The organism is Thiomonas sp. TH-17, from assembly GCF_057473305.1.
In genome coordinates this window covers 1-23216 of the sequence record NZ_JBYCKI010000240.1, presented here as the reverse complement: position 1 = coordinate 23216, position 23216 = coordinate 1, and the positions used below count along the sequence as shown (strand labels likewise).

At 67.2% G+C, this 23216-nt stretch carries 18 protein-coding genes; 10 read left to right on the top strand and 8 right to left on the bottom strand.

Annotated elements, in window-relative coordinates; all coding sequences use genetic code 11:
• The first annotated feature begins 83 nt into the window (after positions 1-83).
• Entirely contained in the window at positions 84-704 is a 621-nt protein-coding gene (locus AC2VLV_RS14095) for a glutathione S-transferase C-terminal domain-containing protein (RefSeq protein WP_486990578.1), read from the top strand.
• Positions 705-717: 13 nt separating this feature from the next.
• Here the strand turns inward: AC2VLV_RS14095 and AC2VLV_RS14090 are convergent, their stop codons facing one another.
• The 3 genes from AC2VLV_RS14090 to thiL are packed head-to-tail and all read right to left on the bottom strand — an operon-like array spanning position 718 to position 2739.
• Positions 718-1233, bottom strand: a complete 516-nt coding sequence (locus AC2VLV_RS14090) for a CinA family protein (RefSeq protein ID WP_486990577.1) — start codon at positions 1231-1233, stop codon at positions 718-720.
• A gap of 4 nt (positions 1234-1237) precedes the next feature.
• Positions 1238-1759 (bottom strand): phosphatidylglycerophosphatase A family protein, encoded by a 522-nt coding sequence (locus tag AC2VLV_RS14085; RefSeq protein WP_486990576.1) that lies wholly within the window; start codon positions 1757-1759, stop codon positions 1238-1240.
• Entirely contained in the window at positions 1756-2739 is a 984-nt protein-coding gene (gene thiL / locus AC2VLV_RS14080; RefSeq protein WP_486990575.1) for a thiamine-phosphate kinase, read from the bottom strand. Before thiL ends, AC2VLV_RS14085 begins: the two co-directional genes overlap by 4 nt.
• A 136-nt stretch (positions 2740-2875) precedes the next feature.
• Here thiL and AC2VLV_RS14075 point away from each other — a divergent pair, with 136 nt between their 5' ends.
• The 3 genes from AC2VLV_RS14075 to AC2VLV_RS14065 all read left to right on the top strand — a co-directional run bounded on the left by AC2VLV_RS14075 (position 2876) and on the right by AC2VLV_RS14065 (position 6248).
• Positions 2876-5164 (top strand): NADP-dependent malic enzyme, encoded by a 2289-nt coding sequence (locus AC2VLV_RS14075; RefSeq protein ID WP_486990574.1) that lies wholly within the window; start codon positions 2876-2878, stop codon positions 5162-5164.
• Positions 5165-5401: 237 nt separating this feature from the next.
• The gene (locus AC2VLV_RS14070; RefSeq protein WP_486990573.1) at positions 5402-5839 is read left to right on the top strand and encodes a guanyl-specific ribonuclease; all 438 of its coding nucleotides are present in this window, start codon (positions 5402-5404) and stop codon (positions 5837-5839) included.
• Positions 5802-6248 (top strand): barstar family protein, encoded by a 447-nt coding sequence (locus AC2VLV_RS14065; RefSeq protein WP_486990572.1) that lies wholly within the window; start codon positions 5802-5804, stop codon positions 6246-6248. The genes AC2VLV_RS14070 and AC2VLV_RS14065 overlap by 38 nt, the downstream gene beginning before the upstream one ends.
• A 183-nt stretch (positions 6249-6431) precedes the next feature.
• On the opposite strand, the gene rsmA is transcribed toward AC2VLV_RS14065, so the two are convergent.
• Genes rsmA through AC2VLV_RS14050 form a run of 3 tightly spaced genes read right to left on the bottom strand, consistent with a single transcriptional unit; the run spans position 6432 to position 10962 of the window.
• A complete protein-coding gene (gene rsmA, locus AC2VLV_RS14060; RefSeq protein WP_486990571.1) occupies positions 6432-7238 on the bottom strand; it encodes a 16S rRNA (adenine(1518)-N(6)/adenine(1519)-N(6))-dimethyltransferase RsmA in 807 nt (268 codons plus the stop codon).
• Positions 7239-7265: 27 nt separating this feature from the next.
• Positions 7266-8684: a peptidylprolyl isomerase gene (locus tag AC2VLV_RS14055; protein ID WP_486990570.1), complete on the bottom strand. Its 1419-nt coding sequence runs from the start codon at positions 8682-8684 to the stop codon at positions 7266-7268.
• The gene (locus tag AC2VLV_RS14050; protein ID WP_486990569.1) at positions 8677-10962 is read right to left on the bottom strand and encodes an LPS-assembly protein LptD; all 2286 of its coding nucleotides are present in this window, start codon (positions 10960-10962) and stop codon (positions 8677-8679) included. The genes AC2VLV_RS14055 and AC2VLV_RS14050 overlap by 8 nt, the downstream gene beginning before the upstream one ends.
• Before the next feature lie 143 nt (positions 10963-11105).
• On the opposite strand from AC2VLV_RS14050, the gene AC2VLV_RS14045 reads away from it, so the two are divergent.
• From AC2VLV_RS14045 to AC2VLV_RS14025, 5 genes are all read left to right on the top strand, one after another.
• Positions 11106-12134, top strand: coding sequence for an aminoglycoside phosphotransferase family protein (locus AC2VLV_RS14045; protein WP_486990568.1), 1029 nt, complete (start codon positions 11106-11108; stop codon positions 12132-12134).
• 26 nt (positions 12135-12160) lie between these two features.
• Positions 12161-12847, top strand: coding sequence for an N-acetylmuramate alpha-1-phosphate uridylyltransferase MurU (gene murU, locus AC2VLV_RS14040; RefSeq protein ID WP_486990584.1), 687 nt, complete (start codon positions 12161-12163; stop codon positions 12845-12847).
• Between the two features lie 31 nt (positions 12848-12878).
• Entirely contained in the window at positions 12879-14285 is a 1407-nt protein-coding gene (locus tag AC2VLV_RS14035) for an aminopeptidase P N-terminal domain-containing protein (RefSeq protein ID WP_486990567.1), read from the top strand.
• A gap of 63 nt (positions 14286-14348) precedes the next feature.
• Positions 14349-14663: a plasmid mobilization protein gene (locus AC2VLV_RS14030; RefSeq protein WP_486990566.1), complete on the top strand. Its 315-nt coding sequence runs from the start codon at positions 14349-14351 to the stop codon at positions 14661-14663.
• A gap of 2 nt (positions 14664-14665) precedes the next feature.
• Positions 14666-14872, top strand: coding sequence for a hypothetical protein (locus AC2VLV_RS14025; RefSeq protein WP_486990565.1), 207 nt, complete (start codon positions 14666-14668; stop codon positions 14870-14872).
• A gap of 59 nt (positions 14873-14931) precedes the next feature.
• Here AC2VLV_RS14025 and AC2VLV_RS14020 read toward each other — a convergent pair whose 3' ends face one another.
• Together AC2VLV_RS14020 and AC2VLV_RS14015 are read right to left on the bottom strand one after the other, a co-directional pair.
• Entirely contained in the window at positions 14932-15813 is an 882-nt protein-coding gene (locus tag AC2VLV_RS14020; protein ID WP_486990564.1) for a carbon-nitrogen hydrolase family protein, read from the bottom strand.
• A 39-nt stretch (positions 15814-15852) separates the two neighbouring features.
• The gene (locus AC2VLV_RS14015) at positions 15853-20175 is read right to left on the bottom strand and encodes a YhdP family phospholipid transporter (RefSeq protein ID WP_486990563.1); all 4323 of its coding nucleotides are present in this window, start codon (positions 20173-20175) and stop codon (positions 15853-15855) included.
• Between the two features lie 212 nt (positions 20176-20387).
• Between AC2VLV_RS14015 and glnE the strand changes: the two genes are divergently transcribed.
• Positions 20388-23123, top strand: a complete 2736-nt coding sequence (gene glnE / locus AC2VLV_RS14010; protein WP_486990562.1) for a bifunctional [glutamate--ammonia ligase]-adenylyl-L-tyrosine phosphorylase/[glutamate--ammonia-ligase] adenylyltransferase — start codon at positions 20388-20390, stop codon at positions 23121-23123.
• Positions 23124-23216: the final 93 nt, after the last annotated feature.

Here is a 23216-nt window from a genome sequence, read left to right as displayed (position 1 = left end):
ATCAAGAAAACTTGGGACGGCCCGGCGTTTTCTCATGAGAGCCCGTTGATATACTGCTTCGCCTATTGATCGCGCACCAGAACATGAAACTCATCGGCTCCCTGACCAGTCCCTACGTTCGCAAAGTGCGCATTACGTTGGCCGAGAAAAAAATCGACGCCAAGTGGGAAGAAGAGAATGTCTGGTCGGATGCGACCCAGATCGGCCGCTCCAACCCGCTGGGCAAGGTGCCGTGCCTGGTGCTCGATGATGGCGAGGCGATTTTCGACTCGCGGGTGATCGTCGAATATCTCGATACCCTGACCCCCGTGGGCAAGCTCATTCCTGGCGGTGGACGCGAGCGTGCCGAAGTGCGTACCTGGGAGGCGCTGGCCGATGGGGTGATGGACGCCGCGGCCACGGCCCGGCTCGAGCAGACCTGGCCGGGGCGCACCGAAGCGCAGCGCAGCCCGGCGTGGATCGCGCGGCAGATGGGCAAGGTGGAGGCCGGGGTCAAGGCCATGGCGGGCGGACTGGGTGACAAGCCGTTTTGCTGCGGCAACCACTTCACCCTGGCCGACATTGCCGCGGGTGCCGCGTTGGGCTATGTCGTGTTCCGCTTTCCCGAAATGGACTGGCAGCAGCAATACCCCAACCTCGCCAAGCTCTACGACAAGCTGATGCAGCGCCCGTCGTTCCGCGACACGGTGCCGCCGCAGGGCTGAACGTCGAGCATGACTACTCGGGCTGCGCTGCCTGCAGCAGCCACAGCAGCGCCAGCTCGGCGGCTTGCAGGCGCACGCTGCCCCGGTCGCCCTTGAACAGCGCGTGACGGGTTTCGCTGTGCACCGCGCCGTCCGCTGCCCAAGCCAGTCCAAACCACACCGTGCCCACCGGCTTTTCTGCCGTGCCGCCGCCCGGCCCGGCGATGCCGGTGATCGCCACGGCGATCTCCACCCCCGCGCGTTGCCGTGCGCCCAGCGCCATCGCGCTGGCGACCTCCGGGCTCACCGCACCGACTTGCGCAAACAGCGCCGGGTTCACGCCGAGCAGATCGGATTTGGCGGCATTGCTGTAGGTGACAAAACCCCGGTCGAACCAGTCGCTCGACCCGGCCACACTGGTGACGGCCGCCGAGACCAGCCCGCCGGTGCAGGATTCGGCCGTGGCCAGCCGCCAGCCGCGCGGACGATAGGCCGCGCCGATACCCACGGCCAAGCGGCAAAGCGCGTCGAAATCAGGCCCACCGTTCATTGCTTCAGGCCAGGGCGTAAAGCCGGATGCCCAGCGCCATGACCAGCAGCGTGAAAGCGGCGGCGATCAGGTCGTCGAGCATGATGCCGAAGCCGCCTTTCACATGGCGGTCGGCCCAGCCTACGGCCAGCCATTTGCCGGCATCGAAGGCGCGAAACAGCAGAAAAGCGGCCAGTTGCTCAGCCCAGCCAGCCGGGGTGACGAGCAGCAGAATGAGCCAGAAGGCGATGATCTCGTCCCAGACCACGGGCGAGGCGTCTTCTAGGCCCAGCGCACGCGAGGTATGGCCGCAGGCCCAGATGCCGATCACGGCGCCCACGCCGATGACCACGGCCCAGCTCAGCGGGCCTAGCCAGAGCGAAAGCAGGGCATAGCTGGCCCAGGCGAACAGCGTGCCAGCAGTGCCCGGTGCGATGGGCGACAGGCCGCTGCCGAAACCCAGTGCGAGCACATGCAGCGGGTTGCGCCACATGAAGCGCCAGGAAGCACCTTGCGCGGCGGCGGGAATGGGGGTGGGGGCGGTCATGGAGGCGATGAAGAGGGGCGGAAATGATCGAAGCCCGCGTAGACATTGTCCAACACCTGTCCGCTCGCGTCGATCAGCCGCAGGCCCGGCTCGGCGTCGATACGGCCGATGCGGGTGACGGGCGTGGCGGCTTGTGCAGCGGCGGCGGCAACTGCGCTGCGCGCGGCGGGCGGGGCGGTGAACAGGAGTTCGTAATCGTCGCCGCCGGCGAGTTGGCACAGGCGGCGGCGCTGCAGGGGTTGGGAGCGAAGTGCCGCGCTGGCCGGGCAGGCGTCGGCATCGACGGTGGCGCCCACTCTGCTTGCGCGAAGGAGGTGGCCGAGGTCGGCAAGCAGGCCGTCGGAAATGTCGAGCGCGGCCTGTGCCACGCCTCGCAGCGCCAGACCGAGGGCGACGCGGGGTTCGGGGCGATCCATGCGCGGAAAAGTCGCGGCTTGCGTCTGCGCATCCAGCGTCCATTCGCCCAGGCGATGACCCAGCGCCAGCCGGGCGTCGCCCACGGTGCCAGAGACCCAAAGGTCGTCGCCGGGCCGCGCGCCGCTGCGCAGCAGCGCCTGCCCGCGGGGCACCAGCCCGAGCACGGTGATGCAGAGGTTGCGAGGGCCGCGGGTGGTGTCGCCGCCGACCAGCTCGATGTCGTGGGCTTCGGCCAAGGCGAACAGGCCTCGCGCAAAGCCTTCGAGCCAGCGTGGGTCGGCCTCGGGCAAGGCTATCGCCAGGGTGAAAGCGTGCGGCCTTGCGCCCACGGCGGCCAGATCGGACAGGTTCACCGCCAACGCCTTGTGTCCCAAAGCGGTCGGATCGGCGCCGGGCAGGAAATGTCGACCTTCCACCAGCATGTCGCTGGAAATGGCCAGTTGCTCCTCGGTGGCGGGCGCGGCGAGCAAGGCGCAATCGTCGCCCACGCCCAGAACGGCGCGGCGCACGGGCCGGGTGAAGTAGCGGGCGATGAGATCGAATTCGCCGAGCGGTGCGGTCATGGAAAGGCTATGCGGACAGAGGTGGTTTGCGCGCCATGTTCGCATATCGGCGTGTGGGCAGGCTCCTACAATGCTGGTTTCCCGCGCGGCGACAAGATGCGAAACGTTCACGACGGCCGCGTGAGGAGGAGACTTCATGTCCAGCCCAGAAGACACCAAGGCCAAGCTGCGCCAGGCCGCGCTTGAGTATCACGAATTTCCCCGCCCCGGCAAACTCGCTGTCGTCGCCACCAAGCAATTGTCGAATCAGCGCGATCTGGCGCTGGCCTATTCGCCCGGCGTGGCGTCGGCCTGCGAGGAAATCCACGCGCACCCCGATGATGCGTTCCGCTACACCGCGCGCGGCAACCTCGTGGCGGTCATCACCAACGGCACGGCGGTGCTGGGCCTGGGCGATATCGGCCCGCTGGCGGCCAAGCCGGTGATGGAAGGCAAGGCGGTGTTGTTCAAGAAGTTCGCGGGCATCGATGTGTTCGATATCGAAGTGAACGAAAAAGACCCGGCCAAGCTGGTCGAGATCATCGCCGCGCTGGAGCCCACGTTCGGCGGGATCAATCTCGAGGACATCAAGGCCCCGGAGTGCTTTGAGGTCGAGCGCAAGCTGCGCACCCGCATGAGCATTCCGGTGTTCCACGACGACCAGCACGGCACGGCCATCATCGTCGGCGCGGCCATTCTCAATGGCCTGAAGGTGGTCGGCAAGGATATCGCCCAGGTCAAGCTGGTGTGCTCCGGCGCGGGCGCTGCGGCGCTGGCCTGCCTGAGCCTGCTGGTCGATCTGGGGCTGCCACGCGAAAACATCTGGGTCAGCGATCTGGCCGGCGTGGTGTATGCGGGCCGCACCGAGTTGATGGACGAGGACAAACGGCGTTTCGCGCAGGACACCCCGGCGCGCACCCTGGCCGAGATCATCGACGGCGCCGACGTGTTTCTCGGCTTGTCGGCCGGCGGTGTGCTCAAGCCCGAGTACGCCCAACGCATGGCGGACAAGCCCATCATCCTGGCGCTGGCGAATCCCAATCCGGAAATCCTCCCGGAAGAGGCGCGCGCGGTGCGGCCCGATGCCATCATCGCCACGGGCCGGTCGGACTATCCGAACCAGGTCAACAACGTCCTGTGCTTCCCCTACATCTTCCGGGGTGCGCTCGACAGTGGCGCCACCACCATCACCGCTGAGATGGAAGTGGCCGCGGTGCGTGCCATTGCCGAACTGGCGCAGGCCGAACAGAGCGACGTGGTGGCGGCCACCTATGTGGGCGAGCCGCTGCGTTTCGGCCCCGACTACCTGATTCCCAAACCCTTCGATCCGCGCCTGATGATCAAGATCGCCCCGGCCGTGGCCGAGGCGGCGGCGAAAAGCGGCGTGGCGCGCCGCCCCATCGCCGACCTGGACGCTTACCGCGACAGCCTGCAGCAGTTCGTCTATCAGTCGGGCGCGCTGATGCGCCCCATGTTCAGCATTGCCAAGAAGGCGGCCAAAAAGCGCATCGTCTATGCCGAGGGCGAGGACGAGCGCGTGCTGCGCGCGGTGCGCGTGGTGGTCGACGAGCATCTGGCCCGCCCCATTCTGGTGGGACGTCCGGCAGTGATTGCCCAGCGCATCGAGCGTTTCGGCCTGCGGCTGGAGCAGGGGCGCGATTTCGACGTGGTCAACACCGACCACGACGAGCGCTACCGCGATTTCTGGCAGAGCTACCACCAACTTGCGGGCCGCAAGGGCGTGACCCCGGCGATGGCCAAGATCGAAATGCGTCGTCGCCTCACCCTCATCAGCTCCATGATGCTGCACAAGGGCGAGGCCGACGGCATGCTCTGCGGCACCTGGGGCAATACGCACATCCACCTGCACTACATCGACCAGGTCATCGGTCGTCGTCCCGGCGCCAAGGTGTATGCGGCGATGAACGTGCTGGTGCTGCCCGGTCGGCAGGTGGCGCTGGTCGATACCCACGTCAATATCGACCCCAGCGCCGATGAAATTGCCGAAATCACCTGCATGGCGTCGCAGGAATTGCGCCGCTTCGGTATCGTTCCCAAGGTGGCCTTGCTGTCGCATTCCAATTTTGGCTCCTCTCCGGCACCCAGCGCGCTGAAAATGCGTGAGGCGCTCGCCCTGCTGCGCGAGCGCGAACCCGATCTGGAAGTCGATGGCGAAATGCAGGGTGACACCGCGGTCGACCCGGTCTTGCGCGCCAGCCTGATGGTCGATTCCGCCCTCAGCGGCGAAGCCAATCTGCTGGTGTTCCCGAATCTCGATGCGGCCAATATCTCCTACAACCTGCTCAAGGCCACCGCGGGCAACAACATCGCCATTGGCCCCGTTCTGCTCGGGGCGGCCAAGCCCGTGCACATCCTCACCGCGTCCAGCACCGTGCGTCGCATTGTCAACATGACGGCGCTCACCGTCGCCGAGGCCAACCTTTGAGCGGCAACTCCGCCGCTGGGCGGCGGTCGGCAGGCTCACGGTGACCGTAAAACCTGCCTAAAAATTGGGCGAATCCTTGTGTTTCCGTGGCGATTTCGCTACGATTGCGCCTTGGCTGGTGTGCAGGGCCGAAGATTTTCATCATGGCCCAATACGCGAAATCGCATAGCATCAGCCGGTATTTTTAACGCAATTGCGTCCAATTTTCTCTAACGGTGCGGCTTTTGCCGCAGCAGCATGAATCGCCGGTGCATTCGTTCTACGCTGCAAACCCTGTTTTTTGCGGGGCTGCTGATCGCCATTTTGGCGCTTCTGGCATCAGGCGGAACCAGCGTCTGGCCTGCAGCCCAGGCGCGCGAAACGTCGCAAGCGTTCGAGCCGCGGGTCATTCCAGCCATTTCCGTGGCCGATTTGCCGGTGCAGGCGCGAGACATGTTGAGGCGAATTGAACAAGGCGGCCCGCTCGAGGGATACAAGGACGGCGTTATTTTTGGAAACTATGAGCGGCTTTTGCCCTCAAAACGTCGTGGTTATTACCGCGAATACACCGTCCCAACTCCAGGCGCCCGCAACCGAGGGGCGCGCCGCATTGTGTGCGGAGGGGCCAAGCACCATCCCGATGTTTGTTACTACACCCATGATCACTATGCCAGTTTCCGACGCATCGCCCAATGATGCCGATCCCGCTGTGCTGCTCAAATCGGTACGGCCGAACATCGTGCAGTCGATCCGGGCTTACCGTGTTGCGCAGTTGCAGGACGCAGCCGATACGACCGGCCAGCATTTTCTCTACGCCAACCTCGCCGAGGCGACCACCAAGCAGGAAGTGCTGGAGACGATTGCGCGCTCCTTCCTGTTTCCCAAGCATTTCGGCAAAAACCTCGACGCGCTGCACGATTGCCTGACCGATGTGGTGCACGGCGGTGGACCGCAGCCCGGCTTCGTGGTCGTGCTCGAGCAGCTACCGGCCACGCAGCGATTCGACAAGGAGGCGCGCGAAACGCTGCTTGACGTGTTCCGCGACGCAGCCGACTTCTGGGCGGAGCGCGGCATTGCCTTCAGGGTTTTCTATTCTTTTCTGTAACCCGCACTCCTGGCCGGGAGGAGATGCGGGGCGAAGCGGTACCGGAACCCAGAGTCAAGGCCGTCAAGGTCTGCACGCCGTGGGAAGGGGCTTGGGCGCAGCTCGTGGTTTGAGCCCTGCCTGATCTTTTCCTGCAGTGCTGGAGGTGGCGCAAGACGCGTTTTGTCTTGCGCCATTTATTTTTTACGGCGACGACGGAAGCGACTGAGCCAGCGCGATGTACTCGGTCGTGCTGACTTCCTCGGCACGGCGCTGCAGATCGAAGTCGCCGGCATAGCCTTGCGTGTCGAGCCAGGGCCCCAGGCTGTGCCGCAGTAATTTGCGGCGCTGGGAGAACGCGGCGGTCACCAGGGCGGAAAGCAGTTTGCGGTCGATCCGCGGCAATTCCTGCACGGGCAGCGGGGTCATGCGAACCACGGCGGAATCGACCTTGGGCGGCGGATCGAAGGCTTCGGGCGGCACATCGAGCAGATTGACCATGCGATAGCGCCACTGCAGCATGACCGACAGTCGGCCGAAATCGCGCCCACCCGGAGCAGCCACCATGCGGTCGATCACCTCTTTCTGCAGCATGAAGTGCTGATCGCGAACCTGCTCGGCCACATCCATGAGATGAAATAGCAGCGGCGTGGAAATGTTGTAGGGCAGATTGCCAACCAGACGCAGATCGGCGCCCAGGCTGGCGAAGTTGAAGTCGAGCGCGTCGGCCTCGATCAGTTCCACCGTATCGGGCGCTAATCTGCGCCAGCGCGCGGCGAGGTCGCGGTCGATTTCGACGGCGGCCAGACGGGGAATGCGCTGCAAGAGCGCGAGCGTCAAGGCGCCCAGGCCGGGGCCGATTTCCACCAGGCGCTCCCCAGCCTGCGGGTTGATGCAGTCAACAATGCCCTGGATGATCTGCTGATCGATGAGGAAATGCTGGCCGAAGCGCTTGCGCGCCACATGCGTGGTCTGCGCCGCCCCGCGCGGCCGGGCGGGCGGGCGCTTCATGCCGTGGCGCCCAGTCTGATGCGCCGATCAGTCATTTTCCGGAATGTGCACATAGGTGCGGGCGCGCACGTCGCGCACCAGCTCATCGAAGTCTTCTGCGGCCTTTTGGCGTTGCAGCACTTCGCGCGCCAGTGCTCGCTTTTGCGATGCTTCGAGCGGTCGCACCGCGCGGTCAAGCAGTTGCAGCAGCACGACCTTGTTGCCCATGACGATGGGCGCAGACACGTCGCCCGGATTGAGCCGCTGCAGCGCAGTATCGAGCACGGGGTCGAGCTGCCCGGGCAATACCCAGCCCAGCGCGCCGCCCTTGGCCGCCGTTGCGGGGTCTTGCGAAAGTTCGCGGGCCTTTTCGCTGAACTGCACCTTGCCCGACTGAACCGCCTGCGCGATGGAGCCCAGCTCAGCCTTGGCGCGAATGCGCTGCGCGTCGGTGCCCGCGCTCAGCACGATTTCGCGCACCTCGCTTTGCATGGCCGTGGTGGGTGCGGCTGTCTCGCCGCTGACCTGCAGCAGCTTCAGGATGTGAAACCCGGCCGCGCTGCGAATGACGGGGCTGATCTGCCCAGGCTGCAGGTTACGCACGGTGTCGATGAACAGCGTGGGCAGGCGGTTGGCCGGGCGCATGCCCAGGTTGCCGCCGTGCTTGGCGCCTTCGCCCAGAGAGTCTTGCGTGGCGAGCTGGGCGAAATCGGCGCCGGCTTTCAGCTTGGCGTCGATGGCGTCGATTTTCTGCTTGACGGCGGCGACCTGCGCGTCGGTGGCGTTTTGCGCCACCGGCAGAAAGATCTGCGCGATCTCGTAGGCGGCCTGCGGGCTGGCGGCGGCAGCGTCCTGTTTGGCCAGGAACTCGTCGATCTGGCTCTCGGAAATCGTGGGCAGTTGCGCCATGCTGCGCTCGCGCACCCGGCTGATGAGAATTTCGCGCTCGAGCTGATCGCGGTAAGTGGTCCAGCCCATGCCCTCTTGCTCGATGGCGCTGCGCAGTTCGGGCACGGTCAGTTTGTTGTTGCTCGCCACCTGGGCGACGGCGCGGTCGAGGGTGTCCTGGTTGACGCCCATGCCCATCTGCTCGGCATATTGCGCCAGCGCCAGTTCGTCGATCATCTGGTTGAGCACCTGGCTGCGCAACTGCGCTGCTGACGGCAGGGTGGCGCCAGCGGCCTGCGCCTGCTGGCGCGTGGCTTCGACCCGCAGCTGCAGGTCGTAATCGGTGATGACCTGATTGCCCACGATGGCGGCGATGCCGTCGCTGGTGCGCGCACTGCTGAAGGTGGAGGGCAGCGCGGGCGGCGCCGCCATCGGCGGGGCGGTGGTCGCACCCGCCGCGGGAGCCGACAAACCGCCCCCAGAGCCGGGAGGCAGCCGTAAACCCTGCGCCTGCGCACAGACGGCCAGGGAGGCCAGCATCGTTACCAGCAGGGCGCGTGGCGGAAGAGTCTTATTCATAGTTGGCAAAACGGCTCGGGGGCGCGTTGGATTGCTTGAGGATCTGATAGCCGGGGATATTTTGCTTGAGCGCCGACAGGGGATTGTTGCCCAGCCGGGAAAAACCGACGAGTTCGAGCTGGAAAAGGATGCGGGTATAGGCCGTGGCCTGGGTGAGCGAGTTGCGTTGCAGCACGATGCGTCCGATCCAGCAACCGCCGTCGTACTCGAAGCCCAGCAGACCGTCGTTGAAGCGCTTGTCGAGAATGCTGTAGTTGGCCTGTCCCACCGAATACCAGCGCGGGCTGAGCTGCCACTGCCACGCCGTATTGACGTAGCGCAGCGGAATCTGGCCCGATGCGGCGCTTTGGTAAAGGTAGCTGGTGCTGATGGTTTTATACGGGCCGGGTGACCAGCGCGCGCCCGCGGCGATCTGCTGGCTTTGCTTGAGCCGCATGTTGTATTGCAGTGCGGCCTCCGCGCTCCAGTGCGTGCTGAGGTTGGCGCTGGCCAGGGCGAAGGTGTCGTTCAGCCCGGCAGGAATGGGGTTGCCGCTGAGCACAACGCGCTGCGGCGCGAACAGCACGCGTTGCGCCAGGGTGAGCCGCCCGAGTTCGACGCCGGTCTGCGGATCGAGCAGGCGCGAGGTGACGCCGCCGGTGAGGTTGTTGGCGTCGGCGATGCGGTCATTGCCCGAAAACACGTTGTCGGTGTAGATGGTCGACAGATTCAGGTCGAGGTCGGCGCTGTCGAAATTCGGCAGGTTCTGCTGGTTGCGATAAGGCGTGTAGACGTAATACAGCCGCGGCTCCAGGGTCTGCGTGAGTGCGCGGCCGAACAGCGAGGCGGGGCGTTCGAACACCAGGCCGCTGTCGAGGCTGAAGGTGGGCACCGAACGGTCGGCGGTGGTGGCGCCGCCCGCCATGGACGTGTCGGTGACGTAGCGGGTGAAGTTGAACGATAGCTTGGGCGTGATAAAGCCTCCGGGACGCACCACCGGATAGCTGAGCTGCGGGTTGAGGTAGAACCGGTCGCCCGAAATTGCCGTGGGGTTGGTGAACCGGGTCAGCGCCGAGTCGAACTGCCAGCTCAGGCCGTTGTAGTTCGCGCTTTGCAAATGGGTGTAGAGCTGCGGCTGCTGGTTGTACGGCACGCCAATCGGAGCCGCGGCGTTCTGCAGGGTCTGCCAGCGGTTCACGCTGAGCTGCATATAGCCCAGTGGCAGACCGTAGGTGAGGCTGCCTTGCTGCGGCAGGGTACGGTTGGAGCCGATGACCGGGTTGACGCCGCCGAAGTCCTGCCACCAGTTGTCGTCGGACACCTGCTGGTAATTCACCGCGTAGCTCAGGCCGTGACCGAGCCCGCCGTTCTGCTGTACATAGCCGGCCCAGCGACTGTTGCCGCTGTCGCTGCTGTCGGAGGGCAGCAGGTCGAACTGGCTCTTGCCCGAGTAGTTCGGCTGCAGCCAGCGCGTGGCCACGCTGCCCATGAAGCCGCGACGCAGAATGACCCGCGGCGTGAGCGTGGCGTCGTAATTGGGCGCGATGTTCCAGTAGTAGGGCACCGCGAGGTCGATGCCGTTGCGGCTGTCCACGCCCAGCGTGGGCGGCAGCCAGCCGGACTTGCGCGCATCGCTCAGCGGAAAGCTGGCGTAGGGCAGCGGCAGGATGGTGGCGCCCTTGAACACCACGCGGGCGTCGCGCGCCACGCCGGTGTTGTCGGCCAAATTGAGATCGAGATGCGTGGCCTGCACGAACCAGTCCACCGGGCTGGCGGTGCAGGTGGTGTAGGTGGCGTTGTCGGCCTTGAGGTGATCGCGTCCGAGAAAGTCGATGTTGTCGGCGTGGCCGTGTCCCTGCGTGACGCGAAAGTAATAGTCGGCGTCGGGCATCTGGCCGCGGTAGGTGTCGAGCTGCATACGCAGCGCCGGGCCGGTGAACAGATTGCCGTCGCGCAAGACCCGCACGTTGCCGTTGGCCACGGCCTCGTTCTCGACAAAGTAGTAGCGCAGGCGGTCGGTCTTGATCACGATGCTGTGCTTGCGCAGTTGCACGTCGCCGGTGGCGTGGACATAGATATTGTTCTGCCCGGTAATTTTGTCGGCGATGACGAACAGCGGCTCGAAAGCCTGCGCCTCGGTGGGCAGGTGAGGCAGCAGATCCAGACTGGGCGTGAGCTGCAGCGGGGCGGAGGCTGGCACCGCCTCTTGCGCCTGCGCCGCCGCATCCCAGCCCAGCGCGAGCGCCAGCATCAGCAGAGTGAGGCGCGGAAGGCGGCGGGACGGCGGGGGAAAAGGCACGGGGATCAGGTGGGAGGGCGGGCTTGTAACGGCGGACCGCGGCGGATCGCCCGGCCAGTCGATAGATTCGGGCCGCGCAACGGTGCCTAAAATGCCAGCGGATTATAGGGAGGCCATTCTTCCTGTCTTTTCTATCCCATTCCATGTTCGCCACCGACCCCAACGCCCGCGCCCAGGCCCTGCAACATTGGTTGCAGGACATCGCCCTGGCGCACCAGTTACAGCTTGAGAGTCTGCAGCCCGCTTCCAGCGACGCCAGCTTCCGCCGCTACTTCCGTGTTCAGGCGGCGGGCGGTTCGCTGATTGTGATGGACGCGCCGCCGCCGATGGAAAACGTGCGGCCCTTCGTGCGCGTCGCCCAACTGCTGGCCGAAGGCGGCGTGCAGGCGCCGCAGGTGCTGGAGCAAGACGTGGCGCAGGGTTTTTTGTTGCTCACCGATCTGGGGCAGACCACCTATCTGCAGGCCATCGTCGCCCAGCCCGAGCGCGCCGATAGCCTGATGCGCGACGCGCTCGGCGCGCTGGTCACGCTGCAGCGCATTGACGGCGCGGGCGTCGTGCCGGTTTACGACGCGGCCCTGCTGCAGCGTGAGCTCGATCTGTTCCCGGAATGGTTCGTGCTGAAACACCACGGCCATCTCCTGACCGACGCGCAACGCGTCGCGCTGCAGGGCATTTTCGCGGCGCTGATCGCCAACAACCTGGCGCAGCCGCAGGTGCTGGTGCACCGCGACTGGCACAGCCGCAATCTGATGGTGACCGCACAGCGCAATCCCGGCGTGCTCGATTTTCAGGATGCGGTGATCGGCCCTATCACCTACGACCTGGTTTCGCTGCTGCGCGACGCCTACATCGCCTGGCCCGAAGAGCAGCAGCTCGACTGGGCCATCCGTTACTGGGAGCGCGCCCGCAAGGCCGGGCTGCCGGTGGCGCCCGACGCCGCCGACTTCTATCGCGACCTCGACTGGATGGGGCTGCAGCGCGCGCTCAAGGTGCTGGGTATCTTCGCGCGGCTGCACCACCGCGACGGCAAGGCGCAGTACCTCGGCGACCTGCCCGTGGTGCTGCAACACACCCGTCTGGTGGCGGCGCGCTACGGCGCTTTCAAACCGCTGCTGCAACTGCTCGACCAGATCGAGCAACGCAGTCCGCTGGTCGGCTACACCTTCTGAACGTGAGCAGCCTGACCCTGCGCGCCATGATTCTTGCGGCGGGACGAGGTGAGCGCATGCGCCCCCTCACCGACGTGAGCCCCAAGCCCCTTCTGCCCGTGGGCGGCAAACCGCTGATCGTTTGGCAGATCGAACGGCTGGCCGCGGGCGGTTGGCGCGACATCGTCATCAACACCGGCTGGCTGGGCGAGAAGATTCCCGCCGCGCTGGGCGATGGCGCGGCCTGGGGCGTGTGCCTGCGCTACTCCGCGGAGCCAGCGCAGGCCTATGAAACGGGCGGCGGCATCGCCACCGCCCTGCCCCTTCTCGGTACGGCTCCCTTCCTCGTCGTCAGCGCCGACATCTACACCCCATTCGACTACGCCAGCCTGCACCGGGTGGCGCGACAGATCGCTGCCGACCCGCAGCACACCGCGGCGCATCTCGTGCTCACCCCCAACCCCGAGCACAACCGCGGCGGCGACATGGCGCTGGACGCCCAGGGCCGCATCCGGCGCGAGGGCGCGCGGCTGAACTACGGCAATATTGGCGTGTTTCATCCCGCGCTGTTCGCGGGGCAGCCCCGGGCGCAGGCCTGGAAGCTGTTTCCCTGGCTCTATGGCGCGGCCGATGCCGGACGGGTGAGCGGCGAAGTGTTCAGCGGCCCCTGGCACAACGTCGGCACGCCCGAACAATGGGCCGCGCTGGATGCGCAATTGCGCGGAGTGAACTAGGCTTTCACCAGCCCACTCTTTTTTGCTCCCCATGCCCGATTCCAATCTGCTCGTCCGCTGCGCCACCCGCCGCGCTGAAGTCGTGCGCCAGCTCGCCGCCGCGGGCGGCGGCGTGGCCCTGCTGCCCACCGCACCCGAGGCCCTGCGCAACCGCGACGCCGACTATCCCTACCGTCACGACAGCTATTTCTACTACCTCACCGGCTTCACCGAGCCGCACAGCCTGCTGGTGCTGCAGGTGACCGCCTCGGGCAGCAGCCGCAGCGTGCTGTTTTGCCGCGACAAGGACGTGGAGCGCGAAATCTGGGACGGCTTCCGCTGGGGCCCAGACGCCGCGCGCGAGGCCTTCGGCTTCGACGCCGCGCTGTCCATCAACAGCCTCGACGCCGAGCTGCCCAAGCTGCTCGCCGACCAGCCCGCCGTGTGGTGGCCCTTCGCTGTCCAGGCGGGGCTGGAGACCCAGGTGGAACGCTGGCTGGCGGCCGTGCGCGCCCAGGCCCGTGCCGGCGTCACCGCGCCGCGCACCCAGCACGATCTGTGCGCCATCCTCGACGACATGCGGCTGTTCAAAGACGCTTACGAGCTTGACGTCATTCGTCGCGCCTCGGCCATCTCCGCGCAAGGCCATATTCGCGCCATGCAGGCCAGCAGCCGTGGCCTGCGCCAGCCGCCGCAGCAAGGGCTGCGCGAATACCACCTCGAAGCCGAACTGCTCCACACCTTCCGCCAGGGCGGGTCGCAAGCCCCGGCCTATGGCTCCATCGTCGCCGCAGGCGCCAATGCCTGCGTGCTGCACTACCGCGCCAGCGACGCCCCGGTGCGCGCGGGCGACCTGGTACTGATCGACGCCGCCTGCGAGCTCGACGGCTACGCCAGCGACATCACCCGCACCTTCCCCGCCGACGGCCGCTTCACCGGCCCGCAGCGCGCGCTGTACGACGTGGTGCTGGCCGCGCAATCGGCCGCGCTCGAAGCCAGCATCGAAGGCGCCCGCTTCACCGACCCGCACGACGCCGCCTTGCGCATTCTGGCGCAGGGCCTGCTCGATCATGGCCTGATTGCGCGCGACGCCGCCCCCGATGCGGACGCCGTCATCGCCACCGGCGCCTACAAGCGCTTCTATATGCACCGAACCAGCCACTGGATGGGCATGGACGTGCACGACTGCGGCGACTACGCCGAGCCGGGCGAGGCCCTCGAAATCCAGCCCGACGGCAGCCGCAAGCGCCCCGCGCGCCTCCTGCGCGACGCCATGGTGCTCACCATCGAGCCGGGTTTGTACGTGCGCGCGGCCGACGACCTGCCCGCCGAATTCCACGGCATCGGCATCCGCATCGAAGACGATATCGCCGTGCGCGGCGGCGGCCAGCCCTGCGAGGTACTCACCGCTGCCGCCCCCAAAACCGTGGCCGATATCGAGGCCGTGATGCGGGGTTGAGCGCCCCGACAAGCGGCCTATGATGCGTTCGAGCTGCCCCGGCAGCGCTGCAGGAGAACCGACATGGCCATCGTGACCGAACGCATCCCCATCCTCGTGACCGCGCAGGAGAAAGCCCGCATCGCCCGCGAGGCCGAGGCCGCGGGCATGTCGATGGCCGAATACTTGCGCCGCGCCGCCGCCGCCTACGACCCCGCGCACGACGCCCGTCAGTTCGACGCCATCGCCGAGCAGATCACCCGCAGCGCCATTCAGGCCGAACGCGCCCTCGACGCCGCCCTCGAAGCCGTTGCCGCCTCCGAGCGCCGCATCAGCACAATGGAGCAGCAGCACGCCCCAGCCCCCGCCGCGCGCAAACGCCGCTCCGCCGGAGCCTGATCATGGGCGTGACCGAAAAACTCTGGACGGCGCTCACCACCGTGATCAAGATGAACGACAAAGTCGAGCGCCTCGCCTCCACCGTGGTCACTCAGCAGCAGAAAATCGAGCAACTCACCGAGCGCGTCATCCGCCTGGAAACCGCCCTCGAAATCGCCCTGTCCACGCGCAACAGCCCGCGGCGCATCGAAAACAAGTCCAGAGAGTGATCGGCGAGTTTCGCGTCGCGGCTTATTGAACCATCCGCAGCGCTTGGGCATCACCCAAGTCACACCACCCGATGCCCCAGCGCGGGCAGGCTTTCGCGGTGTCTGGTGATGCGGTCGCGGTCGAGGGTGGCGGTGACCACGGCCTCGCCTTCGGCCTGCATCGCGAGCACTTCGCCCCAGGGGTCGATGATCATGCTGTGGCCCCAGGTGCGACGGCCGTTTTCGTGCACGCCGCCCTGCGCGCTGCCGACGACGTAGGCGAGGTTTTCGATGGCGCGGGCGCGCAGCAGCACTTCCCAATGTTTCTCGCCGGTGGTGTGGGTGAACGCGGCGGGCAGCAGGAACAGATCGCAGGGATGGACGGCCCCCACGCTCGCGTTTGCTCGCTGCTCCCCGAGGGGGCTGCCCCCGCCTTGGGGCGGCCCGGCGGCAGGGGCGGGCTGCGATAGCGCCCGGAACAGCTCGGGAAAGCGCAGGTCGTAGCAGATGGTCAGGCCGATGCGCCAGCCTTCGCAGTCGAACGCCACGGGCTGAGCGCCAGGGGTGATGCTGTCGGCTTCGGCGTAGCGCTCGGCGCCGCGCTGGAAGGCGAACAGGTGCATTTTGTCGTAGCGCGCGGCCAGTTCGCCCGCGGGGTTGAACACCAGGGTGGAGTTCAGTACGCGGCTGGGGTCGGGGCTTTCGAGCGGCAGGGTGCCGCCGACCACCCACAGGCCGAGGCGGCGGGCGGTGCTGGCGAGAAAGTCTTGGATGGGGCCGCTGCCGGGCGTTTCGCGCACGCGCACCTTGTCGGCATCGGTCTGGCCCATGAGGCAGAAGTATTCGGGCAGTACGGCGAGGCGGGCGCCTTGGGCCGCGGCCTGTTCGAGCAGGCTTTGGGCACGATGCAGGTTGGCGGCAACGGAGGTGCCGGAAACCATTTGAAGAGCGGCGATTTTCATGGCGGCGTGCAGTGAGGCGGTGGACGGCCCCAGCTTACGTCAGGGCGTGGCTGGCGTGGCGTCTGCGGGTTTGGGGGCGTTCAGCGAGGCTTCGGTGACGATGGGGGTGAGCCAGGTGCCGGTGATGTCGTACACATGGGTGAAGGCGCGCGCCAGGGGTTCGCGGGCGATGTATTGCGCCAGGAAAGTGCCCAGACCGATGACGGGGTTGATCAGGGCATAGGCCAGCGAGGCCGCGCCGGCGTTGATGTTGGGCACGACGACGACGCGCAGATTCTGCGTTTCGGCGGCCAGGTTGGCGCTGCCTTCGATGCGCACCGAAGCGGCCACGCCGCTCATGCGGAAGTCGCGGGTGGTGGCGATGCCGCTGGCCACGTCCACGTCGGCATCGACCTTGTCGAAGGAGAAGCCGGACGAGAACAGGTCGCGGAAATCGAGGGTGAAGCGGCGCGGCAGGCTTTGCAGACTGAGCACGCCCAGCAGCTTGGCGATGCCAGGGTCGGCCTTGAGAAATTGCCCCTGCCCGAGCTGCAGCTTGAACTGCCCGTCCATACTGGGAAAGTCGAGACTCAGCGGTGAGCCCAGCCAGGCCAGGTTGCCGGTGATGTCGCCCTTGCCGCCTTTGAGCAGACCGGGTTTGCCCAGGGTGGCGAGCAGACTGCCGGCGTCATGAATGGCGAGCTTGAACTGCATGGCGGTGCGCCGCGCGGGCGAGGCGGAATCGGCGCTGCCGGGCACGGTGAGCTGCGTGCCCAGGGTGGACCAGGCGCCGCTGCCGGTGAGCACGCCACCGGGCGCGGCGAGCTGGAAGTGGGTGAGCTGCCACACCTTGCTGCCATCGACCCGGCCGCGGTTGACGGCCTGCACTTCGAGACGGGTGAAGTGGTGGCCGTGCAGATCGACGTTGTCGGCCACGATGTCCAGCGCGGGAATGCTCTTGGGCTGTTCGTCGAGCAGGTTTTCCACGTCGGAGTCACTCGATTTGGGCAGTTCCAGCCGCGCCAGCCGGGCGCTCAGGGTGCCGGGGTTGTTGCCGCTGCCGATCTGCCAGCCGATATAGCCCGACATCTGGCGCGAGTTCACATTGGCCTGCAGCAGATCGCCGCTGCGGCTGCCGCCGACCACGACCTGATTGATCACACGGTGCATCAGCGTGAGCCGGCCGATGTCGAGCGCTGCGGTGGTGGGCAGCAGCCCGATCAGCCCGCGATCACTGTTCGCGCGAAACACCACGGGCGTCTGCGCCGAGGTATCGGGCAGCAGGGGTTTGATCGCGGCCTCCCAGGCGTCGAGATCGAGCAGCGGCAGTTGCACATTGGCCTGCACGCCCGAAGCGGGTTGCGGCAGCGCGGCCTGCGGGCCGATGGCCAGTGCGCCGCTGAGCACGCGGAAATCGTCTGCCGACGCGCTAGAGCCCGTTGGCGCGGGCGGCGGCTCTTCCAGCGCGTAGCGGGCGCGGGCAATGCCGCCCAGGTCGATCTGCACCGTATTGCGGCGCCCGCCATTCGGGGCGGCGGGCAGCGGGATGCGGGTGTAGAGCAGCGACTCGGGCGCGTCTGCGGGTTTGCCCAGCGGCGGCGGCAGGTTGATGGCGACGCCCACCAGATTGCTGCGCAGTTCCAGCGTGGGCTCCGCGGGGCTGGCGCCGCCGCGCGGCTGGGTGATGCGCAAGGTGTAGGTGGACTGGCCCTGCAAGACTTTGCCGAGGGTCTGCATCCACTCCGGCTGGGCGGCGCGCAGCCCGGCGCTGCTGAAGCTGCCGCTGGCCTGCAATTGCAGCGGCTCGCCCACTGGCTGGCCGCCGCGCAGGCTGACCGCACCGCCCAGCACATTGGGGGCATTCAGCGCCAGGTTGAAGCCGCCGTGCGTGAAATCGACCGTGCCGCGCACCTGGTTGAACCGGGGCAGATCGCGGCTCCACAGCACGTCCACGCCTTGCAGCGTGGCCTGCCCCTTGAGGGTGGCGGCCTCCATGTCGTCGAGCGGGAGCTTGAGGGCGATGTCGAGCGCCATCGGCCCCTGCGCCTGAACGTGGTCGAACACGCCGCCGAGTTGCCGGTTGATCGGGCTGTCGAGCAGGTAGCGCAGCGCATCGCTGGCGGGCGCCTGCGCCTTGCCGCTGATGCTCAGCACGCCGTGGTTGAAACTGGGCAGGCTGCCATTGACCGCGCTGAGCCGCGCGCCATACGCCTGGGCCGAGGCGTTGCGCACTTCGAGGCTGTGCGAGGTGATGAGCAGCTGGCCTTTGACCTGGGTGAATTCCGGCCATTTGGCGTTGGCGTGCACGGTGGCGGCGCTGGCGGTCTGCCCTGGCGGCAACAGGCCGCGCGGCGCGTAGTTGAAGACGCCGTTCTCGATCTGCGCGTTCACCTGAAACGTGCCTCCCTTGGCCGGAGTGTCGAAAGGAAAATCTTCGAGCCGGCCTTTGACCGAAAAATCAACCTGGCGCGCACTGCCCGCGGCGATGGCGCTGCGCAGGTAGTCGCGGGTGTGCAGGGGAATGTCGATGGGCAGATAGCGCCACACCGCGCGCGCGTCGGCGCGGCTGAGCTGCCCCTGCAGGTCGATGCTGCCCATGCCTTTGGCCGCGCCGCGCCAGCTCAGCGTGGCCTGGCCCGCCGCATCGGCGTTGGCGAAATCAAAGCGCTGGGTGCTGATCTGCCACTGCCCGGCTTTGTCGCGCTTCCAGTCGAGGTCGGCGCGCAGGGTGTCGAAGCCCAGCCGGGCCGGGGCGTAGATCAGGGGCAGATCGAGCGCGCCGCCGCGGCTGAGCTGGATTTGCGCCTTGCCGCCTTGCTGCGAGGCGCTGAGCGTGCCCGAAAGTCCGCTGACGCCGGGCAGATCGGCCGGGAGTTGCAGCGCCTTTGCCGCCGCCTTGCCCCGGTCGATCAGGGGGCGGGGGTTGGCCGGGGGCGTGCGCTCTCCGCTGCCTGCCGGGCTGTTCCAGCGCAGGTCGGCAAACTGGGTTTGCAGTTGATAGCTCGGAGGCAGGCCGGTGGGCGCCACGCCCTTGGGCCAGCTCGCCTGCGCGGTGAACGCGGCGATGCGGCCCTGCGGCTGCAGCGCGGCCAGCCGCGCGTGCCACAGCGCGGGCAGGGGCAGGCGCTGCGCCAGGGCCGAGAGCGTGCCCAGATCGAGTGCGCCGGTCTGCAGCCGCGCCTGCGTGGCGCCGCCCTTGGGCTGCTGCCACTGCCAGTCGATGGTGACGGGCACCAGGCTTTGGCCTTGCGCGGTGCGGAACTGCAGGTTCTGCAGACTGGCGTTTTCGCCACCGGGCAGCGGCGCCCAGGTCATGCGGGTGGATAGAGTATCAAGAGCAAAGGGGGGTAATGAGGAGGGTAAGGCGGTCGGCAAAGGGCCGGAGGTCTTGCCGGGCGCGAGCTGCAGGGCGACGCCGCGCAGCGCCAGATCGGCGGTGAAGGCGGTGGGCGCGCCGTCGTCGAGCTGCGCCCAGGCGCGCACTGAGCCGCGTCCGGTCTGCGTGGTGGCGGGCAGGGTCAGCGGCAACTGGGGCTGCAGCGCGGCGAGATCGACATCGGATGCCTCGCCGTACAGCGTGCCCTTCCAGCGCGAAAAATCGGCGGTATGACGCAGAAAGAACGGTTGGCGGAAGCTGGCGCGCAGATCGATCTGGCCGCCAAAGCCGGGCGGCGGCGTGGCGGTGAGCGCGGCGCGGTGGGTGAGCAGGGTATTGCGCAACAGCAGGTTGACCTGGGTGAGCGGCAGCGGCGGGGGGGGGGTTGGCCCCCACGCTCGCATGCGCTCGCTGCCCCCCGAGGGGGCTGGCCCCGCCTTGGGGTGGCCCGGCGGCGGGGCTGGCTGCGCGGCGTTCACCCAGGTGAGGCGGCTATCGAGAATCAGGATTTCGTTTTGCTCGAACAGCCAGTCGGCGAACTGCTGCGCGGCGTCGCTTTGGCCGCTGCTGTTCAGCGCGATGCGTATACCACCGATCTCCAGATGGTTGGCGTCGGGCCGGGTGACGGTGAGGTCGGCGCCGCGAATCACCAGTTGATCGAAGGTGGGCGTGAGGCGGGTCAGACTTTTCCACGAGGGCGTGGCTTCAACGGCAGCGAACTGCAGCGCGGGCTGACCCTGCGGGCCGTCGATGCGCACATCGTGCAGGGCGAACTGCGGCATCAGCCCGTGCCATTGCGTCTGGATCGCGCCGATATGCACCGGCAGCCCCAGCGCCTGGCTGCTGACCTGCTCGACCCAGGGGCGGAACTGTTGCGCATTAGGCAGCACGGCGTAGCGCAAGGTCAGCAAGCCCGCGCCGAGCACGAAATAGACCGTGAGCACGAGCAGAACAGCCGCCTCCCAGATGCGGGTGGCGGCGCGCAGCGAAAGATGGAGCAGAGACAAGGCGGGTGCGCTGGGAGGAAAGGCGAAGAGACAGGGAGAGAAACGTTGGAATCGATGGTAGTCAAACGCCATGTCGTTCCCTGCCGGAATGACCGGGATTTGCGCGGCGTCATCGATTCCTGCGCTGGGGCGTCAGACACTGGCGAGGCCCGGTGCAGCCTTGTCTGCGCTGGCCTATGCTCCGCCCTCATCGCAGTTGCAGGATGGCCCCAATGGAGTTGTCGCAGTTTTCACGCTTTTATCGCCGCCATGTCGGCCGGTTCGACGATGCGCTGGCTTGCTGGCCGCGGGGCATTCCCGCGCGGGGCGAGATCGATGCCGCCATCGCCGCCTTGCATCAGGCAGGCGCGCCGCTGCCCACGGTGCTGCGACGGGTGCGTAATGCGCTGATGCTGCGACTGATCGAATCCGATCTGGCGGGCGCGCCGCTGGAGGCCATCTGCATCGGCATCAGCGATCTGGCCGAAAGCGTGGTGGCTGCCGGGTTGCGGGCGGCGCATGCCGAGTTGCAGCCGCGTTTTGGCGCGCCGCGCACCGAGACGGGCGAGGCGGCGCAGTTTCTCGTGGTCGGCATGGGCAAGCTGGGCGGGCGCGAACTCAATGTGTCGTCCGACATCGATCTGGTGTTCGTGTACGACGAAGACGGCGAGACCGATGGCGCAGTGCCTCTGAGCAACCGCGAATACTTTGGCCGCGTGGTGCGCGCCTTCGTGCCCTTGCTGTCCGACGTCACGGGCGACGGCTTTGTGTTCCGGGTTGATACGCGGCTGCGCCCCAACGGCGACAGCGGTCCGCCGGTGGTCAGCCTGGCCATGCTCGAAGAATATTTCCTGGTGCAAGGGCGCGAGTGGGAGCGGTTTGCCTGGCTCAAGTCGCGGGTGGTCTCGCCGCTCGACACGCCGCAGGCACAGCGCGCCGCGCAGGGGCTGGCGGCCGTGGTCGAGCCCTTCGTCTGGCGGCGCTATCTCGACTTTGGCATGCTCGAAGCCCTGCGCGCGCTGCACCGGCAGATTCGCGCCGAGGCCACCAAGCGCGCCGCCGCCCGGCCCGACAAGGCCAACGATGTCAAGCTGGGGCGGGGCGGCATCCGCGAAATCGAATTCACCGTGCAACTGCTGCAGGTGGTGCGCGGCGGGCGCATGCCGCAGATTCGCGAACGTGCCACCCTGCCCGCCCTGCAACTACTGGTCGCGCAGGGTTTGCTGCAGGCCGATGCGGCCGAACGGCTGGCGTCGAGCTACCGCTTTCTGCGCCGCCTGGAACATCGCATTCAATACCTCGACGACGCGCAGACCCACAGCATGCCCTCCGAAGACGCCGACCTGCACGCCCTGGCCTGGGCGATGGGGTTCGTCGATGACGACGCGCAGCGCCGAGGCGCCTGCCCCAAGGGCTGCAAGCTGCTGCGCGAACTCGACAATGTGCGCGAATTCGTCGCCAGCGAGTTCGACGCCCTGCTGCACAACGGCCCGCAGTGCACCGGCTGCAGCAAGCCGCCCGAAAGCATGGATGCGGTGCGTCACCGGCTGGCCAAGGCCGGCTTGGCGCACGACGCCATCGTCGCGCGCCTCAAGGCGCTCGAAGCCTCGCCGCGCTTTGCTGCGCTGAGCGACACCGGGCGGCTGCGGCTGCTGCGCGTGCTCGACCGGGTGATCGGCATGGCCGCCGAGCGCGCCACCGCCGAGGTGTGCCTGACCCGCGTCATCGATCTGCTCGAAGCCATCGGGCGGCGCGAAACCTATCTGGCGTTTTTCGCCGAGCAACCCGCCGCGCTGGCGAGGCTGTGCAATGTGCTCGAAACCTCCGCTTGGGCGGCCGACTACATCAAGCGCCACCCTGCCGTGGTGGACGAACTCATCACCCCGCCGAGCGAGCGCTTCAACGCCGCGGACTATCGGCTGGGGCTGCTGCAACACCACGCGCAACTGGCGGAGCGCGGACGCTGGGATGCCGGCGAGGGCATGGACCTGTTGCGGCAAGGCTTTCACGCCGAGATGTTCCGCACCCTGTCGCGCGACCTGGCCGGGCTCATCAAGGTCGAGCAGGTCGCCGACGAACTCTCCGCCCTGGCCGATGCCACCGTGCAACTGGCGCTGGAGTGGTGCTGGAAGGAACTGCCGCAGCGCCACCGCGAACAGCCCGCCTTTGCCGTGATCGCCTACGGCAAACTCGGCGGCAAGGAACTGGGCTACGGCAGCGATCTCGACATCGTGTTTCTCTACGACGACAGCGCCGACAACGCGCAAGACGTTTACGCCGCCTTCGCCCGCAAGTTGGTGTGGTGGCTCACCGCGCACACCGCAGCCGGGCGGCTGTTCGAGATCGACACCCGGCTGCGCCCCAACGGCAATGCCGGGCTGCTGGTCACCAGCGTGGAGGCGTTCGACGGCTACCAGCGCGGCCGTGGCAGCAACACGGCGTGGACCTGGGAACATCAGGCGCTCACCCGGTCGCGCTGCTGCGCCGGCGATCTGGCCATCAGCGCGAGCTTCGAGGCTATCCGCGCCGCCGTACTCACCACCCGGCGCGATGCGGACGCGCTGCGCACCGAAATCCTCGCCATGCGGCAGAAAGTGGCTGACGGCCACCCCAACCCCAGCGGCCTGTTCGATGTGAAGCACGACGCGGGCGGCATGGTCGATGTCGAATTCGCCGTGCAGTATCTGGTGCTGGCGCACGCCGCCGACTACCCGCAACTCACCGCCGATCTCGGCAATATCGCCCTGCTCGGCATGGCCGAGGCGCTGGGCCTGCTGCCAGCCGGAGTGGGAAGGCCCGCCGCCGACGCCTACCGCGAACTCCGCCGCATCCAGCACCGCGAACGCCTGGCCGGCGCCGACGCCGCTCGCGTGGCCACTGACACGCTGCAGGCCGAGCGCGCCGCGGTGCACGCGCTCACCAGCGCCGTTTTCGGCGCGCAGCGGGTGGCGCAGGAGGCTGCGGCGTAACAGGCTGCTGAAATACTCCACACGCACTCGCAACCGATCTCTCCAGATTTGAATTTTTCAGAGGGTTCGTTCACATCATGAAATTCCCGGGCT

Coding starts and splice junctions, on each gene's coding strand:
- AC2VLV_RS14095 (WP_486990578.1), top strand. CDS start 84: ATGAAACTCATCGGCTCCCTGACCAGTCCCTACGTTCGCAAAGTGCGC.
- AC2VLV_RS14075 (WP_486990574.1), top strand. CDS start 2,876: ATGTCCAGCCCAGAAGACACCAAGGCCAAGCTGCGCCAGGCCGCGCTT.
- AC2VLV_RS14035 (WP_486990567.1), top strand. CDS start 12,879: ATGCCCGATTCCAATCTGCTCGTCCGCTGCGCCACCCGCCGCGCTGAA.
- glnE (WP_486990562.1), top strand. CDS start 20,388: ATGGAGTTGTCGCAGTTTTCACGCTTTTATCGCCGCCATGTCGGCCGG.
- AC2VLV_RS14020 (WP_486990564.1), bottom strand. CDS start 15,813: ATGAAAATCGCCGCTCTTCAAATGGTTTCCGGCACCTCCGTTGCCGCC.
- murU (WP_486990584.1), top strand. CDS start 12,161: ATGATTCTTGCGGCGGGACGAGGTGAGCGCATGCGCCCCCTCACCGAC.
- AC2VLV_RS14065 (WP_486990572.1), top strand. CDS start 5,802: ATGATCACTATGCCAGTTTCCGACGCATCGCCCAATGATGCCGATCCC.
- AC2VLV_RS14030 (WP_486990566.1), top strand. CDS start 14,349: ATGGCCATCGTGACCGAACGCATCCCCATCCTCGTGACCGCGCAGGAG.
- AC2VLV_RS14025 (WP_486990565.1), top strand. CDS start 14,666: ATGGGCGTGACCGAAAAACTCTGGACGGCGCTCACCACCGTGATCAAG.
- AC2VLV_RS14090 (WP_486990577.1), bottom strand. CDS start 1,233: ATGAACGGTGGGCCTGATTTCGACGCGCTTTGCCGCTTGGCCGTGGGT.
- AC2VLV_RS14045 (WP_486990568.1), top strand. CDS start 11,106: ATGTTCGCCACCGACCCCAACGCCCGCGCCCAGGCCCTGCAACATTGG.
- AC2VLV_RS14085 (WP_486990576.1), bottom strand. CDS start 1,759: ATGACCGCCCCCACCCCCATTCCCGCCGCCGCGCAAGGTGCTTCCTGG.
- AC2VLV_RS14055 (WP_486990570.1), bottom strand. CDS start 8,684: ATGAATAAGACTCTTCCGCCACGCGCCCTGCTGGTAACGATGCTGGCC.
- rsmA (WP_486990571.1), bottom strand. CDS start 7,238: ATGAAGCGCCCGCCCGCCCGGCCGCGCGGGGCGGCGCAGACCACGCAT.
- thiL (WP_486990575.1), bottom strand. CDS start 2,739: ATGACCGCACCGCTCGGCGAATTCGATCTCATCGCCCGCTACTTCACC.
- AC2VLV_RS14070 (WP_486990573.1), top strand. CDS start 5,402: ATGAATCGCCGGTGCATTCGTTCTACGCTGCAAACCCTGTTTTTTGCG.